We start from the raw sequence: 15,944 nt of genomic DNA, 5'->3' as shown, positions 1-15,944 counted from the left end.
TTGTTGATGAATTTGAGTTTAGTAATTGAGTCAAGAAATAGATTAAACTGAAGAGTTTGATCCTGGCTCAGATTGAACGCTGGTGGTATGCTTAACACATGCAAGTCGAACGGTAGCAGGTCTTCGGATGCTGACGAGTGGCGGACGGGTGAGTAACGCGTAGGAATTTACCCATTTGAGGGGATACCAGTTGGAAACGACTGTTAATACCGCATAATATCTGAGGATTAAAGGTGGCAACTTGTTGCTGTCGCGAATGGATGAGCCTGCGTTGGATTAGCTAGTTGGTAGGGTAAGGGCCTACCAAGGCGACGATCCATAGCTGATTTGAGAGGATGATCAGCCACATTGGGACTGAGACACGGCCCAAACTCCTACGGGAGGCAGCAGTGGGGAATATTGGACAATGGAGGAAACTCTGATCCAGCAATACCATGTGTGTGAAGAAGGCCTTAGGGTTGTAAAGCACTTTAGTTAGGGAGGAAGGTCTGTTAGTTAATAGCTAATGGAATTGACGTTACCTGAAGAATAAGCACCGGCTAACTCCGTGCCAGCAGCCGCGGTAATACGGGGTGCAAGCGTTAATCGGAATTACTGGGCGTAAAGGGTCTGTAGGTGGTTTGATAAGTCAGATGTGAAAGCCCAGGGCTCAACCTTGGAACTGCATTTGATACTGTCAAACTAGAGTATGGTAGAGGAATGGGGAATTTCTGGTGTAGCGGTGAAATGCGTAGAGATCAGAAGGAACACCGATGGCGAAGGCAACATTCTGGACTAATACTGACACTGAGGGACGAAAGCGTGGGGATCAAACAGGATTAGATACCCTGGTAGTCCACGCTGTAAACGATGAGTACTAGCTGTTAGGTTCGGTGTAAAGGGCCTAGTGGCGTAGCTAACGCGATAAGTACTCCGCCTGGGGACTACGGCCGCAAGGCTAAAACTCAAAGGAATTGACGGGGACCCGCACAAGCGGTGGAGCATGTGGTTTAATTCGATGCAACGCGAAGAACCTTACCTGGTCTTGACATCCACAGAACTTTTCAGAGATGAATTGGTGCCTTCGGGAACTGTGTGACAGGTGCTGCACGGCTGTCGTCAGCTCGTGTTGTGAAATGTTGGGTTAAGTCCCGCAACGAGCGCAACCCCTATTGATAGTTACCATCATTAAGTTGGGTACTCTATTGAGACTGCCGCTGACAAGGCGGAGGAAGGTGGGGACGACGTCAAGTCATCATGGCCCTTACGACCAGGGCTACACACGTGCTACAATGGGTATTACAGAGGGCTGCCAAACCGCGAGGTGGAGCGAAACTCAGAAAGGTACTCTTAGTCCGGATTGTTCTCTGCAACTCGAGAGCATGAAGTCGGAATCGCTAGTAATCGCGAATCAGAATGTCGCGGTGAATACGTTCCCGGGTCTTGTACACACCGCCCGTCACACCATGGGAGTGGGTTGCTCCAGAAGTAGATAGCTTAACGAATGGGCGTTTACCACGGAGTGATTCATGACTAGGGTGAAGTCGTAACAAGGTAGCCGTAGGGGAACCTGCGGCTGGATCACCTCCTTAAAGGAAATACGAAAAGAATAATAAGAATAGAGCTTAATTGCTAATTCAGATAAATTGATAGAGTGTTTGTAGATAATAGATTTTAGTGTAAATAAGATACGGGTCTGTAGCTCAGTTGGTTAGAGCGCACCCCTGATAAGGGTGAGGTCGGTAGTTCAAGTCTACTCAGACCCACCATTTTTTTGGGGCCATAGCTCAGCTGGGAGAGCACCTGCTTTGCACGCAGGGGGTCAGCGGTTCGATCCCGCTTGGCTCCACCACTGTTTTATTTGCATGAAGATAGAGATATTTAACAATTTAGTATAGAGATAGACTTAAGAAAATAAGTGCAAGCGGTGGATGCCTTGGCATTCAGAGGCGAAGAAGGACGTGTTAGTCTGCGATAAGTCTGGGGTAGCTGACAAATAAGCATTGATCCCAGAATTTCCGAATGGGGGAACCCAACTAGAGTAGTCTAGTTACTTTATCTGATATAAGATAGAGAGCGAACGAGGGGAACTGAAACATCTAAGTACCCTTAGGAAGAGAAATCAATTGAGATTCCCATAGTAGTGGCGAGCGAAGTGGGAAGAGCCTGGTATGATATAGTCTTAATTATAGTAGAACAAGTTGGGAAGCTTGACGATAGAGGGTGATAGTCCCGTATACGAAATGATTAAGATGGAACTAAGCATACGAACAAGTAGGGCGAGGCACGAGAAACCTTGTTTGAACATGGGGGACCATCCTCCAAGGCTAAATACTCCTGAATGACCGATAGTGAACTAGTACCGTGAGGGAAAGGTGAAAAGAACCCTTATAAAGGGAGTGAAATAGAATCTGAAACCGCTTGCATACAAGCAGTAGGAGCATGATTTAGTCATGTGACTGCGTACCTTTGTATAATGGGTCAGCGAGTTACTTTTAGTGGCGAGGATAACTGAATAAGGGATCCGTAGCGAAAGCGAGTTTTAATAGAGCGCCTAGTCGCTAGGAGTAGACCCGAAACCGGCGCGATCTATCCATGGCCAGGTTGAAGGTTAGGTAATACTAACTGGAGGACCGAACCCGGTACTGTTGCAAAAGTATGGGATGAGCTGTGGATCGGAGTGAAAGGCTAATCAAGCACGGAGATAGCTGGTTCTCCCCGAAAACTATTTAGGTAGTGCCTCGTGAATTGACTGATTGGGGTAAAGCACTGTTTCGACTAGGGGCTTTTACGAGCTTACCGACTCGATGCAAACTCAGAATACGATCAAGTTTTATCACGGGAGACACACGGCGGGTGCTAAGGTCCGTCGTGGAAAGGGAAACAGCCCAGACCGCCAACTAAGGTCCCTAAGTCATAGCTAAGTGGGAAACGAAGTGGGAAGGCCCAGACAGCCAGGAGGTTGGCTTAGAAGCAGCCATCCTTTAAAGAAAGCGTAATAGCTCACTGGTCGAGTCGGCCTGCACGTAAGATTTAACGGGGCTAAGCTATGCACCGAAGTTGCGGAATATATTTAATATATTGGTAGGGGAGCGTTCTGTAAGCCGATGAAGGTGAATTGAGAAGTTTGCTGGAGGTATCAGAAGTGCGAATGCTGACATGAGTAACGTAAAATAAGTGAGATTCTTATTGGCCGAAAACCCAAGGATTCCTACGCAATGTTAATCAACGTAGGGTAAGCCGGCCCCTAAGGCGTAGCTGAAGAGTGAAGTCGATGGGAAACAGGTTAATATTCCTGTGCTGCTTATATGAACGAAGGAGGGACGGAGAAGGCTAGGTAGGCTTGGCGCATGGTTGTCCAAGTGAAAGTAGGTAGGTAGAGGTGCTAGGCAAATCCGGCATCTTGATGATCTGAGATACGAGACGAAGCCGAATTTATTTGGCGAAGCTACTAATGCCCTGCTTCCAGGAAAAGCTTCTAAGTATATTGTATAAGTAACCGTACTGTAAACCGACACTGGTGGGTAGGTAGAGAATACTAAGGCTATGAGAGAACTCTGGTGAAGGAACTAGGCAAAATGACACCGTAACTTTGGAAGAAGGTGTGCCCTTAATGGTGAAGTACTTGCTACGTAAGCTGTTGAGGGTTGCAAATACCAGGTGGCTGCGACTGTTTATCAAAAACACAGCACTCTGCGAACTCGAGAGAGGAAGTATAGGGTGTGACGCCTGCCCGGTGCTGGAAGGTTAATTGAAGGGGTTAGCTTAGGCGAAGCTCTGGATCGAAGCCCCAGTAAACGGCGGCCGTAACTATAACGGTCCTAAGGTAGCGAAATTCCTTGTCGGGTAAGTTCCGACCTGCACGAATGGCGTAACGATGGCCACACTGTCTCCACCAGAGACTCAGTGAAATTGAAATCGCTGTGAAGATGCAGCGTACCCGCGGTTAGACGGAAAGACCCCGTGAACCTTTACTATAGCTTTGCACTGGACTTTGATCATTTATGTGTAGGATAGGTGGGGACTAAGAAGCATGGTCGCTAGATCATGTGGAGTCGACCTTGAAATACCACCCTTGAATTATTGAAGTTCTAACTCAGCCGGAAGGCGAGGACAGTGTATGGTGGGTAGTTTGACTGGGGCGGTCTCCTCCTAAAGAGTAACGGAGGAGTACGAAGGTGCACTCGGTATGGTCGGAAATCATACCAAGAGTATAAAGGCAAAAGTGCGCTTGACTGCGAGAGTGACGGCTCGAGCAGGTACGAAAGTAGGTCTTAGTGATCCGGTGGTTCTGTATGGAAAGGCCATCGCTCAACGGATAAAAGGTACTCCGGGGATAACAGGCTGATTCCTCCCAAGAGTTCATATCGACGGAGGAGTTTGGCACCTCGATGTCGGCTCATCACATCCTGGGGCTGAAGCAGGTCCCAAGGGTATGGCTGTTCGCCATTTAAAGTGGTACGCGAGCTGGGTTCAGAACGTCGTGAGACAGTTCGGTCCCTATCTGCCGTGGGCGTTAGAGATTTGAGAAGAGTTGCTCCTAGTACGAGAGGACCGGAGTGAACGAACCACTGGTGTTCCGGTTGTTTCGCCAGAAGCATTGCCGGGTAGCTACGTTCGGACGGGATAACCGCTGAAAGCATCTAAGCGGGAAGCCTCCTTCAAGATTAGATCTCTCTAGCTATAAGCTAGTAAGGAACGTTGGAGACTACGACGTTGATAGGCTGGGTGTGTAAGTGCAGTAATGTATGTAGCTTACCAGTACTAATGATCCGAGAGACTTAAGTCTATTTCTATGCTGAATTGTTAAATATCTTTATATACCAAAACTCAGGTTTTGGCGATGATAGCTTGTAGGAACCACCTGATCCCTTTCCGAACTCAGAAGTGAAACTACAACACGCCGATGATAGTCTGGCAGTTGCCCAGGTGAAAGTAGGTAGTCGCCATCTTTTTATTTACTCATAAGCGTTAGTTAAAAATAATTAGTTTTGGCTTTCGTCAAAAATCTTATTATCCATTCTGAGAGTTTTATTTAACTTCCCAATTAGTTGATTTAGTTTAGCTATTTATTCAATAGGACACTTATAGCTAAAACCACATGTTTTAGTTACATCTTATGGGAATTGATCATCCATAGACAATTTTATCTGGTAGGTGGTACTAAAGAATCTAGAGATTTTTAGAGCAGACAAAATCTCTGTAACTCATATTGGTATATGGGATGGTTATTAATTGAAAAAATGTTGTACTATTAAATGCTATAAAATGTAGAACGTTTAGTATTATGTGTTTGAGACAAAAACATATTTTTATATAGGGGCTAATAATTTTTTAACCAAACAATAATAAAATCCATCACCATTTTCTTCAAATGGTAATATTTGGTAACCAAAATCTGTTTTATACTCTTCTAAAAGCTGTATTTTTTCAATTTTAGCGTCATGGTTATTTTTTAGAAATCTTTCTATTTGATCTTGGTTTTCTTGCTTTAGTATTGAGCAAGTTATGTATAAAAGATAACCGTCTTCTTCTAAATTATTATCCCATAAGTTTTGTAAAATCTGTTGCTGTAATATCTGGATATTTTCAATATCTTTAGGTTTGCGTAAAAGCTTAATATCAGGATTTCGTTTTAAAGTTCCTAAAGCTGAGCAGGGTGCATCAAAAACTATCTTGTTAAATTTCCCATCAAATGGTTTAGTCAAGTCATGTTTGACTACGTTTACACTATTACTTTGAGCAATTCTGTTTATACTACTTTTTAATAATTCTAATCTTTTATCAACAATATCTATAGCGGTAATTTTAGCTTCAGAATTTAATTCTAAAATATGGCTAGTTTTACCACCAGGAGCAGCACATGCATCTAATATCGTATCATTATTTTGAGGGTTAATTATCCAACCAGCGTATTGTGCAGATATATCTTGTACTGTGAAATAACCATCATTAAAAAGACGATTTTTTTGTATATCAAGAGCAGTTTCTAGTTCTATACAGTTTTCTACATTAGTAGTAGAAAATGCGATATCGTTTTCTTTTAGGTAATTAATAACTAATTGAGAGTCTTTATTTCTATTAAGACGTATAAACATATTAGCTTTAGATTTGACACCTTTAGCTACTTTGAGATAGTGTTTTGGATATTGCTCTTTGAGTATGTTGATTATCCAGTTAGGCAGATCTATAAGCTTGTATTCTAAATATTGAATTTTAATTTGCTCTATATTTCTTAGAATATTTCTTAATACCCCATTGACAAGTTTTTTTGCCCAAATAATTTTTAAATCTTTACAAGCATTTACAGTTTCATTAATAATAGCGTAGTGAGGCTGGTTAGTTTCTAAAAGTTGTAAAGTTCCAAGCATTATGAGAGTTTTAATGTTGGGTTTAGTATTTTTACTTATAAAGTTTTGAGCGATTCTTTCTATAGAATAATAATTTCTAAAAAACTCGTAACAAAGTAACTTTATAAAAGATTTATCTTGATTTGTTATTTGTAATTTAGATAGTTTATTATCGATAGTTAAAAGAGAATATTTGTTAGCTAAAATGTCTGTAATAGATTTAGCAGCAATAGCTCTAGTATTCATTATTTAACGTGTTTTGCTAGAAGTTTTATAAGCTTTGGTTGTATTTTTTTGTTCCCAGCAACTATTACTTGTAAATTGTGAATATCACTAACACCTTTAATGTCTGTAATAATAGCACCAGCTTCTTTTGCAATAACATATCCAGCTGCGATATCCCATAATTCAACATAACTACAAGTCCAAAGTCCATCAATATATCCAGCTGCTAAATATGCCATATCCATAGCGATACTACCAGAATACCTGTAGCCTGCAATTTGCTGTTGAAGCTTTATTAATTCTGCTACGTAACTATCATTAAAAGTTTTACGTGAATATTTTAGTGATGCTGATATCAAAGTATCATCTAACTCTTGACTTTGTGACACTCTGATTTTTTTACCATTTAGTTGAGCACCTTGACCTTTATATGCACTAAACATTAAATCCAAAAATGGATTATAGATTACACCAAGTACTAATTCATCATCTTTTTTAAGAGCTATAGAAATACAGCAGTGGGGTAAACCATGCACAAAATTGTTAGTGCCATCAATAGGGTCAATTATCCAAGAAAATTTACTTTCTTTGTTGCCGAATTCGCCAGCTTCTTCTGTAATAAAATAATCATCAAAGCCTAGCTTTTTTATGTTATCCACAAGAAAGTTCTCTACAGCTATATCAATATTTGACATGATAGTATTATTAGCTTTCTTAGAAGTTTTTATAGAGCTTAGGTCATTTTGAGCTTGTAGAATTATTTTTCCAGCTTTTCTGGCAGTGGTAGTGATCGCATTTACGATTGGCTTCATAATTAGAATTTAAAGTTTTAAATTTTTTAATATGATACATTATTTATTGCTAAAATAGCATAGGTAGATTTAAATAAACTTGTATTACACGTTATGCACAGCTGTTGAACGTTGACTAACTTAGAATCTAGGATTCTAGTATCCAGCATTAAATTATAGCAGTTATTAGGTAAGTTATAGCAAGTCCACCAAAAAACAACCACGCAAATAATATTAAAGCTAATAATAAAGGTTTAATTCCAGCTTTGATAAACTTAGATACATGAGTTTCTAAGCCAAGAGCAGTCATAGCCATAGCTAAAAGAAATTGGTCTATTTGAACTATTGAGTGTACAGCAAAGTGTGGTAGGAGATCTAAAGAATTGAATCCTGCCACCACAATAAATCCAATAGCAAACCAAGGAATGATTTTCATAATAGAATCAGTAGAAGGTTGAGTGTGTGTTTTATGTGCAACATCAATTACAGTTCTAGACAACCATATGCCTATAATTATTAGCATAGGAGCTAACATCATTACACGGATCATTTTTACAGTTACAGCTATTTCTTCAGCATGATGACCAACAGCACTACCAGCAGCTACTACTTGCGCGACCTCATGAATAGATCCACCAGCAAAGATGCCGTACTGTGTTTGGTCTAAATTTCCTAAAAGGCCAGCTTTCATTAAGACAGGGTATAAGAACATACTAATTGTACCAAACAATACAACAGTACCTACTGCCATAGCAGCTTTATAGGATTCAGATTTTAGCGTTCCTTCAGCAGCTAATACAGCAGCAGCTCCGCAAATAGCACTACCAGCAGCTACTAATATAGAACTATCTCTATCTAGACCAAAAACTTTCGTGCCTATAGCTATTCCTAACACTAAAGTTGAAACTAACATGATTATAGATACTAGAAGACCAGCTAACCCTACAGATGCTATAAGTTGGAAAGTTAAATTAAAGCCATAAAAGATAATAGCTAATCTAAGTATTTTTTTAGCACTGAACACTATACCATCTTTCCACTGGCTTATGATTTTACTGGCAGGTGTGTGAGTTAGTAACATACCTAGTAAAATACCAATAATTAAAGGACTAATTCCTAGTTTGGCAACAACTGGGACTTTTGCAATAAAATATGCAATACTAGCTACTGATGCAACAAATATGACACCATAAATTGCATTTAGAGAGAGATGTTTTGTCATTTTTAATACCTTGTTTATTATTATCTACTTATTTATAACTATACGCTATTAATGATTTTTTTAAAAATAAAAAGTTTTTATAAACGTTATCAAAAAAACTAATATGTATATTTGTTATAAAGAGTAAGAAACCATTGAAAAGGATTTAGTGGGCAATCGACTTTATGTTTTCTTTTGAATAAATAGCAGCAAAAACAATCAATATAAAAGATATTAAATAAAAGATAAGCACAGCATGCATTACAGTTGTTAAGCCAAAAAATTTGTTTATAAAAGCTCCAGTTGTTGTTGATAAAGCTGTACCTGTTGTACCAAATAGAAGAATAGTAGTTATTAGTGTTGGTGGAGGATTCTGCATTTGGAAAGTTCCATAAGCTAGTAATCCAGCATAGATATAGCAGTTAAACAAACCAAATATAATAGCAGCTTTTAAGACTATGTTTATATCAGGGATATAGACAATACATGATAATGCGATTAATCCTACAAATGTAAATAATGGAAGAATAAGCCTTAAAGGAACTACTCTAGTTATCAATGGACTTATGAATAAACCTATACTTTGAGCTGTCCAAAAGTATGATAATGGTTTATTTGCATCTATGACACCCCATCCAAGTACTTCTTGGAAATATGTTTGAGCATAACTAGTCATAGTTATTTGAGCTAGCAAAAATAAAAAAGCGGAGAAAGCTATGCAATACAAACTAAAGTTCCATGAAGAAAAATTCAGATTAAGGTTTGAGCTTTTAACGTCGGTAGTGTGTCTATTAAGTATTGAAAAGTCAGAAAATACTGATAATAACAGAATTGCTATAGCTGTTATTTGTAAAATTGAGTATATAGTATACCATTGGAAATTTTCCGTAATTAAATATGCAGCAAAAATTGGTACTAATGCACCACCAAAACTAAAGAAAAAGTCAGTAAAAATAACATTCATAGCTCTTATTTTATGATCATTGTAGATATGTACAATCATATAGCTACTTATAGCCATAAATAGCCCTCCGGTAATACCCACACAAGTTAGTAATATCTTTAGTGTAAACATAGAAGGGAAAATGCTTGTAAGTAGTGAAGACATAATACCAATTGCTACAGCGACTAATAATAAAAGTTTTATTGAAAATCTATTCATTAGAAAACCAATTATAAGTATAGCAAACCACATTGATACATTAATAAAGGTAAAAGCAAAACCTATATTGCTATCATCAAAGTATTCTGATAATGGACGCATTACAGCTCCAGTAACTAAAACAACATTGGCTGTATAAAAGTAGCAAAGATAGCAAATTATGGTTAACAAAAGCTTATTTTTAAAAGAAGTTGTACCATTTGTTATATTTTCCATTAATGATTCCGCAGTATAGATGATATGAAGGTTTTATTCTTGCACATTGTTATGTTTTTAGCAAGAGACTTACTTACCACTTTTAACATAAACTAATTATATACTTTTTTAGTTTAGATAAAATATTGTAGTAAGATGATTGCTGTATAGAAGAGCTTTTATGGTTTTTTTTATACTGATTATTTTCTAGATATAAATTATTACAATTTTTATCCTGTTCTGGCCTAATGTAGACTCCACTTTCTAGTAAAATAATTTCATTTTCAATAATAGTCATTATCTGGAGTATACTGCTGCTATTTTCTAATAACTTAAGCACAAAAATAGCTCTGTCATTATAATGATGGTTACTAAATATATTATGAAAAGAATTATATATATATTTATCTTTGAGTATCTGTATACAATAAAGTTTTATATCTACTAGAGAGAGATTTTGTTGCTCTAAATTAATTTGGGGTGTTAATGGTATTTGTTTTAATGGTTTCTTATCTATTTCATTATAATATTTAACTAATAAATCTTTGAGCATCTCTGAGAATTCACTAAAGTTTTCACATTTATGCATTTTATTTATACAATCAAAAGTTTTATTTACATCTAGGTTGAGGATATGTTCCAATAACAATAAAGTTTCTTTTATTGCATTTTCTGAATCGCCTATAATAGGGCTGTTTTTGTACATACTGTTTTTATTAATATTTTTATTAATTAGTGTGGAGTATATTTCGCTAACAGTCATTAACGTATAATCTAGTAAAGCTTCCATATTATTATTTATATGTTCATAGTTATCTTCCGAAATTTTACTCTCTAGTAATAACTTTTTAGCGTAAAATAAATTTTCACTATCTACATAAATGTAAGATTTATTTAAAAGTGGGTGTGTAATATCAATTTTGTTATTTGTTTTTTCAGCTAAGTATGGTTGTCCATACTTATTACATCCTATTTTATTATCTTTGTTAGTATATGCAGGTAAATACTCCATTATTCTATCGCCTTTTGGATTTCTTCCGAAAGGCATTTTCACATATGATATTCTAGTCATATTATAAATATATTGTTGTAGCTTGTGAGCAAATTCTTGAGCAAAAGGTTTTATGTGACTACTATTATATTCTTCATTATAAAGACCAGCTACGCACACATCTAACTCTACAAAATTTATAATCTCATTTTTCAACAAATTAACTTGGCCTCGATGATTGAAAAAGCTAGCACAAAGATATGCTAACTCGTGTGCTGATAATGCACCTGCTTTTTGATAAGTTTCTCCATGCCCAGTAAAAAATAGTTTCATTTTAAAAGAAGGACTATTTTTTAGCTGTAGTGAATCTCTTAGAGCAGGTATAACAACGGTATTTAGCTCTTCAATACATTGGCTATAACTGTCTGTACGTGACACTATAAATTTAGCGTTTTTATAACTATCTTTAGTCTTCTTTTTTCCATAGACAGTCATCTCTTCATATACTTGTTTAGCAGAGTCTTTTGAAATTAGTAATCTATTTTTAATAGAACTATATTCTTCAACAGTAGTTTCTACAAAACCATTATCGATGTTATTTTGGTAAGTTGGACCACCTACTCTCATGTCTATGGCATTATTTATAGGATTTATACCATCTTTGGATGTTGAATAGCTAGCTAACATCCATATAAAATCATACATAATCAACCTTTACTTATAGTTTTTATTATTTAACATGTGTATATTTTTGACGTATCATTTGTAGTGAGGACCTGAATTTCTGGAGTTTTGCTTTGTAGCGAGACAATAATAATTATTGAGTTTCTGTAAATTTATATCTCTTTCTTTTATACCGCCTTCTTGCATCCATAAGGTTCTATTAACTTCGTATATATCCATGTTACGTTCAATGTATTTATCAGAGATCTCTCTTTTTTCCTCATGAAAGTGATATTTTACTAATGAGGAAGTCCCACTTAGCACATATATAGCATTTTGTAGGCCTATTTCTAATTCTTGAAATATCTGACTTTTAGTACTATTTCCACCCATGCTAGGGTAGTAAAACATACAAGGTTCGCCCAAATACTTGTTAGTTTCAATTTTTACAAACGCACCAAGAGTACGTGTGTTCAAGTCATTTTCTAAGTGACATATTTCAAGGTTTTGTATAGCTTTAGCAAGTGCTTTAAATAACTTATTCTTTCTTGTACAAGTATCATGGTAGAAATCAATTCCATCAATATCTCGATTATATATATTCATAATAGCTTCACACAGGGTAAAAGAATCTGTATTGGTTAAAATATTTCTTGTTTTATGTGATGAACCAGATATTCTTTGTCCTGGATGAGAGTACCGCTGAGCTGATGTCAACGTAACATTAGAAGCGTCATATTTTATTTTATTTAAAATAGTTGCGTTGATACCTAATTCTTGTTTAAGCTCATTAGAATTTTCTATATATTCTTGCATTATAGCATTAGATGTTTCGTAATCTACCAGATCATAGCTGCATTGGCAACCCTGTTTTATAGATGAAGTATTAGCTTTTCCACCCGTTTTAGTTTTTATAATAGTGTGTAGTTCTTTATATTTTTCTGCATTCCATTTTTGAGTGGCTTGCATTTTTATTATAGCCTCAATTTGCGCAGAATAATAACCTGGTTCTTCTTTTTCATATTGGTCAGGTTTTTTAAGCCCATGTATATGGTTTTGCTTTTCTAATGGTACTTTTACCATATGACGACCGTCTGTAAGTAAAATTTTCCATAGACTTTCTTCACTTTGATCTGGAAATGGCATACTAAATTTTTGTAATATCTCAAAATTAACATTATCTTATACTTACATTATCTAGTTTCATATACGGTTATTTTAATAAAAGCTATCAATTTGGCACTGGTATATTAGTAAGGTTGCTGTTGCAAATGACCAAATTTATATCAAAAAATAAATTTAAATAGCATCACCCATTTGAAATATTGGCATGTACATACTTACTACTAAGAAACCAACTACACCACCTAAAACTACCATAATGATAGGTTCTAGCATTGAGCTTAGACTCTCAACAATTGTATCTACTTCTTCTTGATAGACTCTATTTAGATTGCCAAGCATAGTTTCTAATGCTCCAGATTCTTCACCTACAGATATCATTTGCTCTACTAAAAAAGGAAAGCAACCAGTCTCAACTATAGCATCTTTAAAAGAAGCTCCTTCATTAATACTTTTTTTAATATCAAGAGCCGCTTGGTCATATTTAGCATTACCCGTTGCTAGAGAAACCATATCTAAAGCTCTAGTTAAGCTCATACCAGATTGAACAGTAATTTCAAGGGTGCTAGAAAACCGTGCTAAAGCAGATTTGAAAACCACTTCTCCAATAATTGGTATTTTAAGCATGAAGTGGTCTTGAAATATTTGGATCCGTGGGTATTTAAGTTTTAATGACTTATAAACACCAATAACTATAAAGATTCCTAGTATTATTTTCCACCAAGCATCTTGCATAAAATTCGATGCATTAACAGTCATTTGTGTAATTGCTGGTAAAGGTTTTCCAGAGTTTATAAACATTGCTGAAAATGCTGGTACAGCAAAGGTTAATAAAATACCAGTTACCCCAGCAGCAATCACACATACAATTATAGGGTAGGATAGAGCTTTCTTAACTTTCTTTTTGATAGATTGTAAATTTTCCCGCTGATCAGCAATTTTATTTAGCATTAGATCAAGATTTCCAGATTCTTCACCAGCTGTTATCAAGCCTATATATAACTTATCAAAAAGTTTTGGAAATTGACTAAGAGCCTTAGAAAATGATTCTCCAGATTCAATAGACTGCTTAAGTTGGATTGTCATAATCTTTAAGCGAGGATGCTTTCTGATTCCCATTATAAATACCTCAAACGATTTTATAATAGGGATACCAGCTTTTGTCATAGTAGCAAGTTGACGAGTCATTTCAGTAATATCTTGGTATGAAATTTTTTTTGGAAATATATCTTTAGGTTGCTTTTTGAGCTTAATTTCAGAATAGCCTTTTTGTCTAAGTAAGATTTCGGCTTTTTCTTTTGTATCAGCATCAATAGAACCCTTTATTTGCTTACCATTTTTTAACTTTACCTTGTAACTCCAAGATATTATAGTTATTGTGTTTTTATCTTTTTTTCCAAATAACATAACTTTTTTCCTTAACTTACACGGTATGCTTCTTCCATTGACGTTAAACCTTCAGCAACCCTGACAAGAGCTGATTGTCTAACAGTAGCTACACCTTCTTTTTGTGCTTGTTGAGCAATTTCCATAGTGTTTCTATCCTCTAAAATCATTTTTGATATTGCTCTAGAAACAGGCATTACTTCATATAATCCTAGACGCCCTTTATAGCCTTTAAAACATCTTGGGCAACCTTTGGGATTAGGTTTGTATATAACAGCTTTCTTTATTTCACTAAGTGTAGTGTTAAATGTTTCTGATAATATATAATCATTTAACCCACTATCTTCAACAAGCATAGCAAATTCGGTTTCGGTATCCTTAATTTTACACTTTAGACATAGCTGACGTGTTAAACGTTGGGCTATAATCAACGTAACAGAAGTTGCGATGTTATAGCGAGGTAACCCCATATCTACAAGCCTATTGAGGGTCTCAGGAGCACTATTTGTGTGTAAGGTTGACATTACTAAGTGTCCAGTTTGAGAAGCCTTAATCGCAATAGATCCGGTCTCAATGTCTCGTATCTCACCAACCATGATAATGTCTGGATCTTGACGTAAAAAGGCTTTAAGAGCTGCTGCAAATGTAAGTCCTTGTTTATTATTTACACTCACCTGATTAATGCCTCTTACTATTAATTCCACGGGGTCTTCAGCTGTAGATATATTTTTCTCAATTTTATTTAGAATATTTATTCCAGTATATAAAGTCACAGTTTTACCAGAACCTGTAGGACCTGTTACAAGAACCATTCCTTGTGGTTGATGTATAGTATCTAGATAAAGCTTTTTTTGTTTCTCTGAAAAACCCAATGCTTCTATAGGAATTTGAGTGTTACTAGAATCCAAAATACGCAGCACTACTTTTTCACCAAAACTTACTGGGCAAGTACTTACACGAAAATCAATCGCTTTTTCGCGTGAGAGGGATATTTTAAATTTACCATCTTGAGGTATCCTTTTTTCTGCAATGTCTAGACTTGCCATGATTTTAAGTCTAGAGATAACTTTGGGTCCTAAGTTTTTTGTCGTGTTAAATGTCTCTACTAAAAGGCCATCAATCCTATACCTAATTCGGAAATTTTTTTCATAAGGTTCAAAGTGTATATCGGAAGCTCCTTTTTGTATAGCATCAACTATAGTATTGTTTATAAATCTGATAATAGGAGCTTCATCATCTTCTGTGTCTAAAAAAGCATCTCCTTCACGCTCTCCTTCATCGACAAAGTCAATGTCAAGCTCGACATTTTCCATTTTTTCACTGAGTGAGGAATCATCAGCTTTTTGACCTTCATCTTTCAAGTATTGATTAAATTCTAGTATTTTTTCTTTTAAGTGGTTTAGTTCACCAACTATTGCGATAAAAGCTTGATTATATTTGTTACGTAAGGTCTTTAATATTTGTTGACTGTCTAGTGGGTTTGCAATTGCAACATACACAACGTGTTTTCTTATGAAAAGAGGTAAGCAATTATTTTTTTCACAAAATTCTAAATCAAAAAATTCTTGTGGTAGAAATTTAACATTAATAGCAGTTAAGTCTATATATTGTAAACGTAACAAAGTTGCAGATTCAAACATAAAATCTCTGCTGTTAACTATTTCGTGCTCTATTAAATAGCTTAAAAAACCTGTTTTGCCTAAGTCTTTTTCAAGGCTGACTTCTTCTAGCTTTTCTTTAGTTATAAGTTTACGATGTAAAAGTAAAGAGGCTAGTTTTTTGCAAATTTGAGGATTATTAATCATTTAATTAAATTTAGCTACAAATTATCAGAAATTATAACACGATTGCTTATATTATAAAAAAACAAAAAACAATT

General features: G+C 35.9%; 8 protein-coding genes, 2 tRNA genes and 3 rRNA genes. 5 read left to right on the top strand and 8 right to left on the bottom strand.

The features are described from left to right. Nucleotides 1-44: 44 nt before the first annotated feature. The 5 genes from E3E15_RS05050 (at nt 45) to rrf (ending at nt 4,931) form a co-directional block, all read left to right on the top strand. Nucleotides 45-1,571, top strand: a 16S ribosomal RNA gene (locus tag E3E15_RS05050). A gap of 100 nt (nt 1,572-1,671) precedes the next feature. Then, nucleotides 1,672-1,748, top strand: a tRNA-Ile gene (locus E3E15_RS05045). 7 nt (nt 1,749-1,755) lie between these two features. Next, nucleotides 1,756-1,831 (top strand) — tRNA-Ala (locus E3E15_RS05040). Nucleotides 1,832-1,883: 52 nt separating this feature from the next. Further along, a 23S ribosomal RNA gene (locus E3E15_RS05035) occupies nt 1,884-4,768 on the top strand. 47 nt (nt 4,769-4,815) lie between these two features. Then, a 5S ribosomal RNA gene (gene rrf / locus E3E15_RS05030) occupies nt 4,816-4,931 on the top strand. The 16S, 23S and 5S rRNA genes sit together here with 2 tRNA genes alongside, the layout of an rRNA operon. Before the next feature lie 360 nt (nt 4,932-5,291). Here rrf and rsmB read toward each other — a convergent pair. From rsmB to pilB, 8 genes are all read right to left on the bottom strand, one after another. Continuing rightward, the gene (gene rsmB / locus E3E15_RS05025) at nt 5,292-6,575 is read right to left on the bottom strand and encodes a 16S rRNA (cytosine(967)-C(5))-methyltransferase RsmB (protein ID WP_172106839.1); all 1,284 of its coding nucleotides are present in this window, start codon (nt 6,573-6,575) and stop codon (nt 5,292-5,294) included. Next, entirely contained in the window at nt 6,575-7,366 is a 792-nt protein-coding gene (locus E3E15_RS05020; RefSeq protein WP_172106837.1) for an inositol monophosphatase family protein, read from the bottom strand. The genes rsmB and E3E15_RS05020 overlap by 1 nt, the downstream gene beginning before the upstream one ends. A 148-nt stretch (nt 7,367-7,514) precedes the next feature. Next, nucleotides 7,515-8,567: a YeiH family protein gene (locus E3E15_RS05015; RefSeq protein ID WP_172106835.1), complete on the bottom strand. Its 1,053-nt coding sequence runs from the start codon at nt 8,565-8,567 to the stop codon at nt 7,515-7,517. A 145-nt stretch (nt 8,568-8,712) separates the two neighbouring features. Continuing rightward, entirely contained in the window at nt 8,713-9,924 is a 1,212-nt protein-coding gene (gene tsgA / locus E3E15_RS05010; protein WP_081835919.1) for an MFS transporter TsgA, read from the bottom strand. Between the two features lie 82 nt (nt 9,925-10,006). Further along, nucleotides 10,007-11,599 (bottom strand): hypothetical protein, encoded by a 1,593-nt coding sequence (locus E3E15_RS05005; protein WP_172106834.1) that lies wholly within the window; start codon nt 11,597-11,599, stop codon nt 10,007-10,009. A gap of 54 nt (nt 11,600-11,653) precedes the next feature. Further along, nucleotides 11,654-12,703 carry a hypothetical protein gene (locus E3E15_RS05000; RefSeq protein ID WP_172106832.1) on the bottom strand — a complete coding sequence of 350 codons (1,050 nt, stop codon included), beginning with the start codon at nt 12,701-12,703 and terminating at the stop codon, nt 11,654-11,656. Nucleotides 12,704-12,856: 153 nt separating this feature from the next. Further along, on the bottom strand, nt 12,857-14,086 hold the full coding sequence (locus tag E3E15_RS04995) for a type II secretion system F family protein (RefSeq protein ID WP_172106830.1): 1,230 nt from the start codon (nt 14,084-14,086) through the stop codon (nt 12,857-12,859). A gap of 11 nt (nt 14,087-14,097) precedes the next feature. Further along, on the bottom strand, nt 14,098-15,870 hold the full coding sequence (pilB, locus tag E3E15_RS04990; RefSeq protein ID WP_172106828.1) for a type IV-A pilus assembly ATPase PilB: 1,773 nt from the start codon (nt 15,868-15,870) through the stop codon (nt 14,098-14,100). Nucleotides 15,871-15,944 lie beyond the last annotated feature (74 nt).

It is taken from the genome of Allofrancisella frigidaquae, from assembly GCF_012222825.1.
GTDB classification, from domain to species: Bacteria; Pseudomonadota; Gammaproteobacteria; order Francisellales; family Francisellaceae; genus Francisella; species Francisella frigidaquae.
This window is presented reverse-complemented; position numbering and strand designations above follow the sequence as displayed.

Bases quoted from the DNA above. Each gene is read 5' to 3' on its own strand.
- tsgA (WP_081835919.1), bottom strand. From the start codon at position 9,924: ATGGAAAATATAACAAATGGTACAACTTCTTTTAAAAATAAGCTTTTG.
- E3E15_RS05005 (WP_172106834.1), bottom strand. From the start codon at position 11,599: ATGTATGATTTTATATGGATGTTAGCTAGCTATTCAACATCCAAAGAT.
- E3E15_RS05000 (WP_172106832.1), bottom strand. From the start codon at position 12,703: ATGCCATTTCCAGATCAAAGTGAAGAAAGTCTATGGAAAATTTTACTT.
- E3E15_RS05020 (WP_172106837.1), bottom strand. From the start codon at position 7,366: ATGAAGCCAATCGTAAATGCGATCACTACCACTGCCAGAAAAGCTGGA.
- E3E15_RS05015 (WP_172106835.1), bottom strand. From the start codon at position 8,567: ATGACAAAACATCTCTCTCTAAATGCAATTTATGGTGTCATATTTGTT.
- rsmB (WP_172106839.1), bottom strand. From the start codon at position 6,575: ATGAATACTAGAGCTATTGCTGCTAAATCTATTACAGACATTTTAGCT.
- E3E15_RS04995 (WP_172106830.1), bottom strand. From the start codon at position 14,086: ATGTTATTTGGAAAAAAAGATAAAAACACAATAACTATAATATCTTGG.
- pilB (WP_172106828.1), bottom strand. From the start codon at position 15,870: ATGATTAATAATCCTCAAATTTGCAAAAAACTAGCCTCTTTACTTTTA.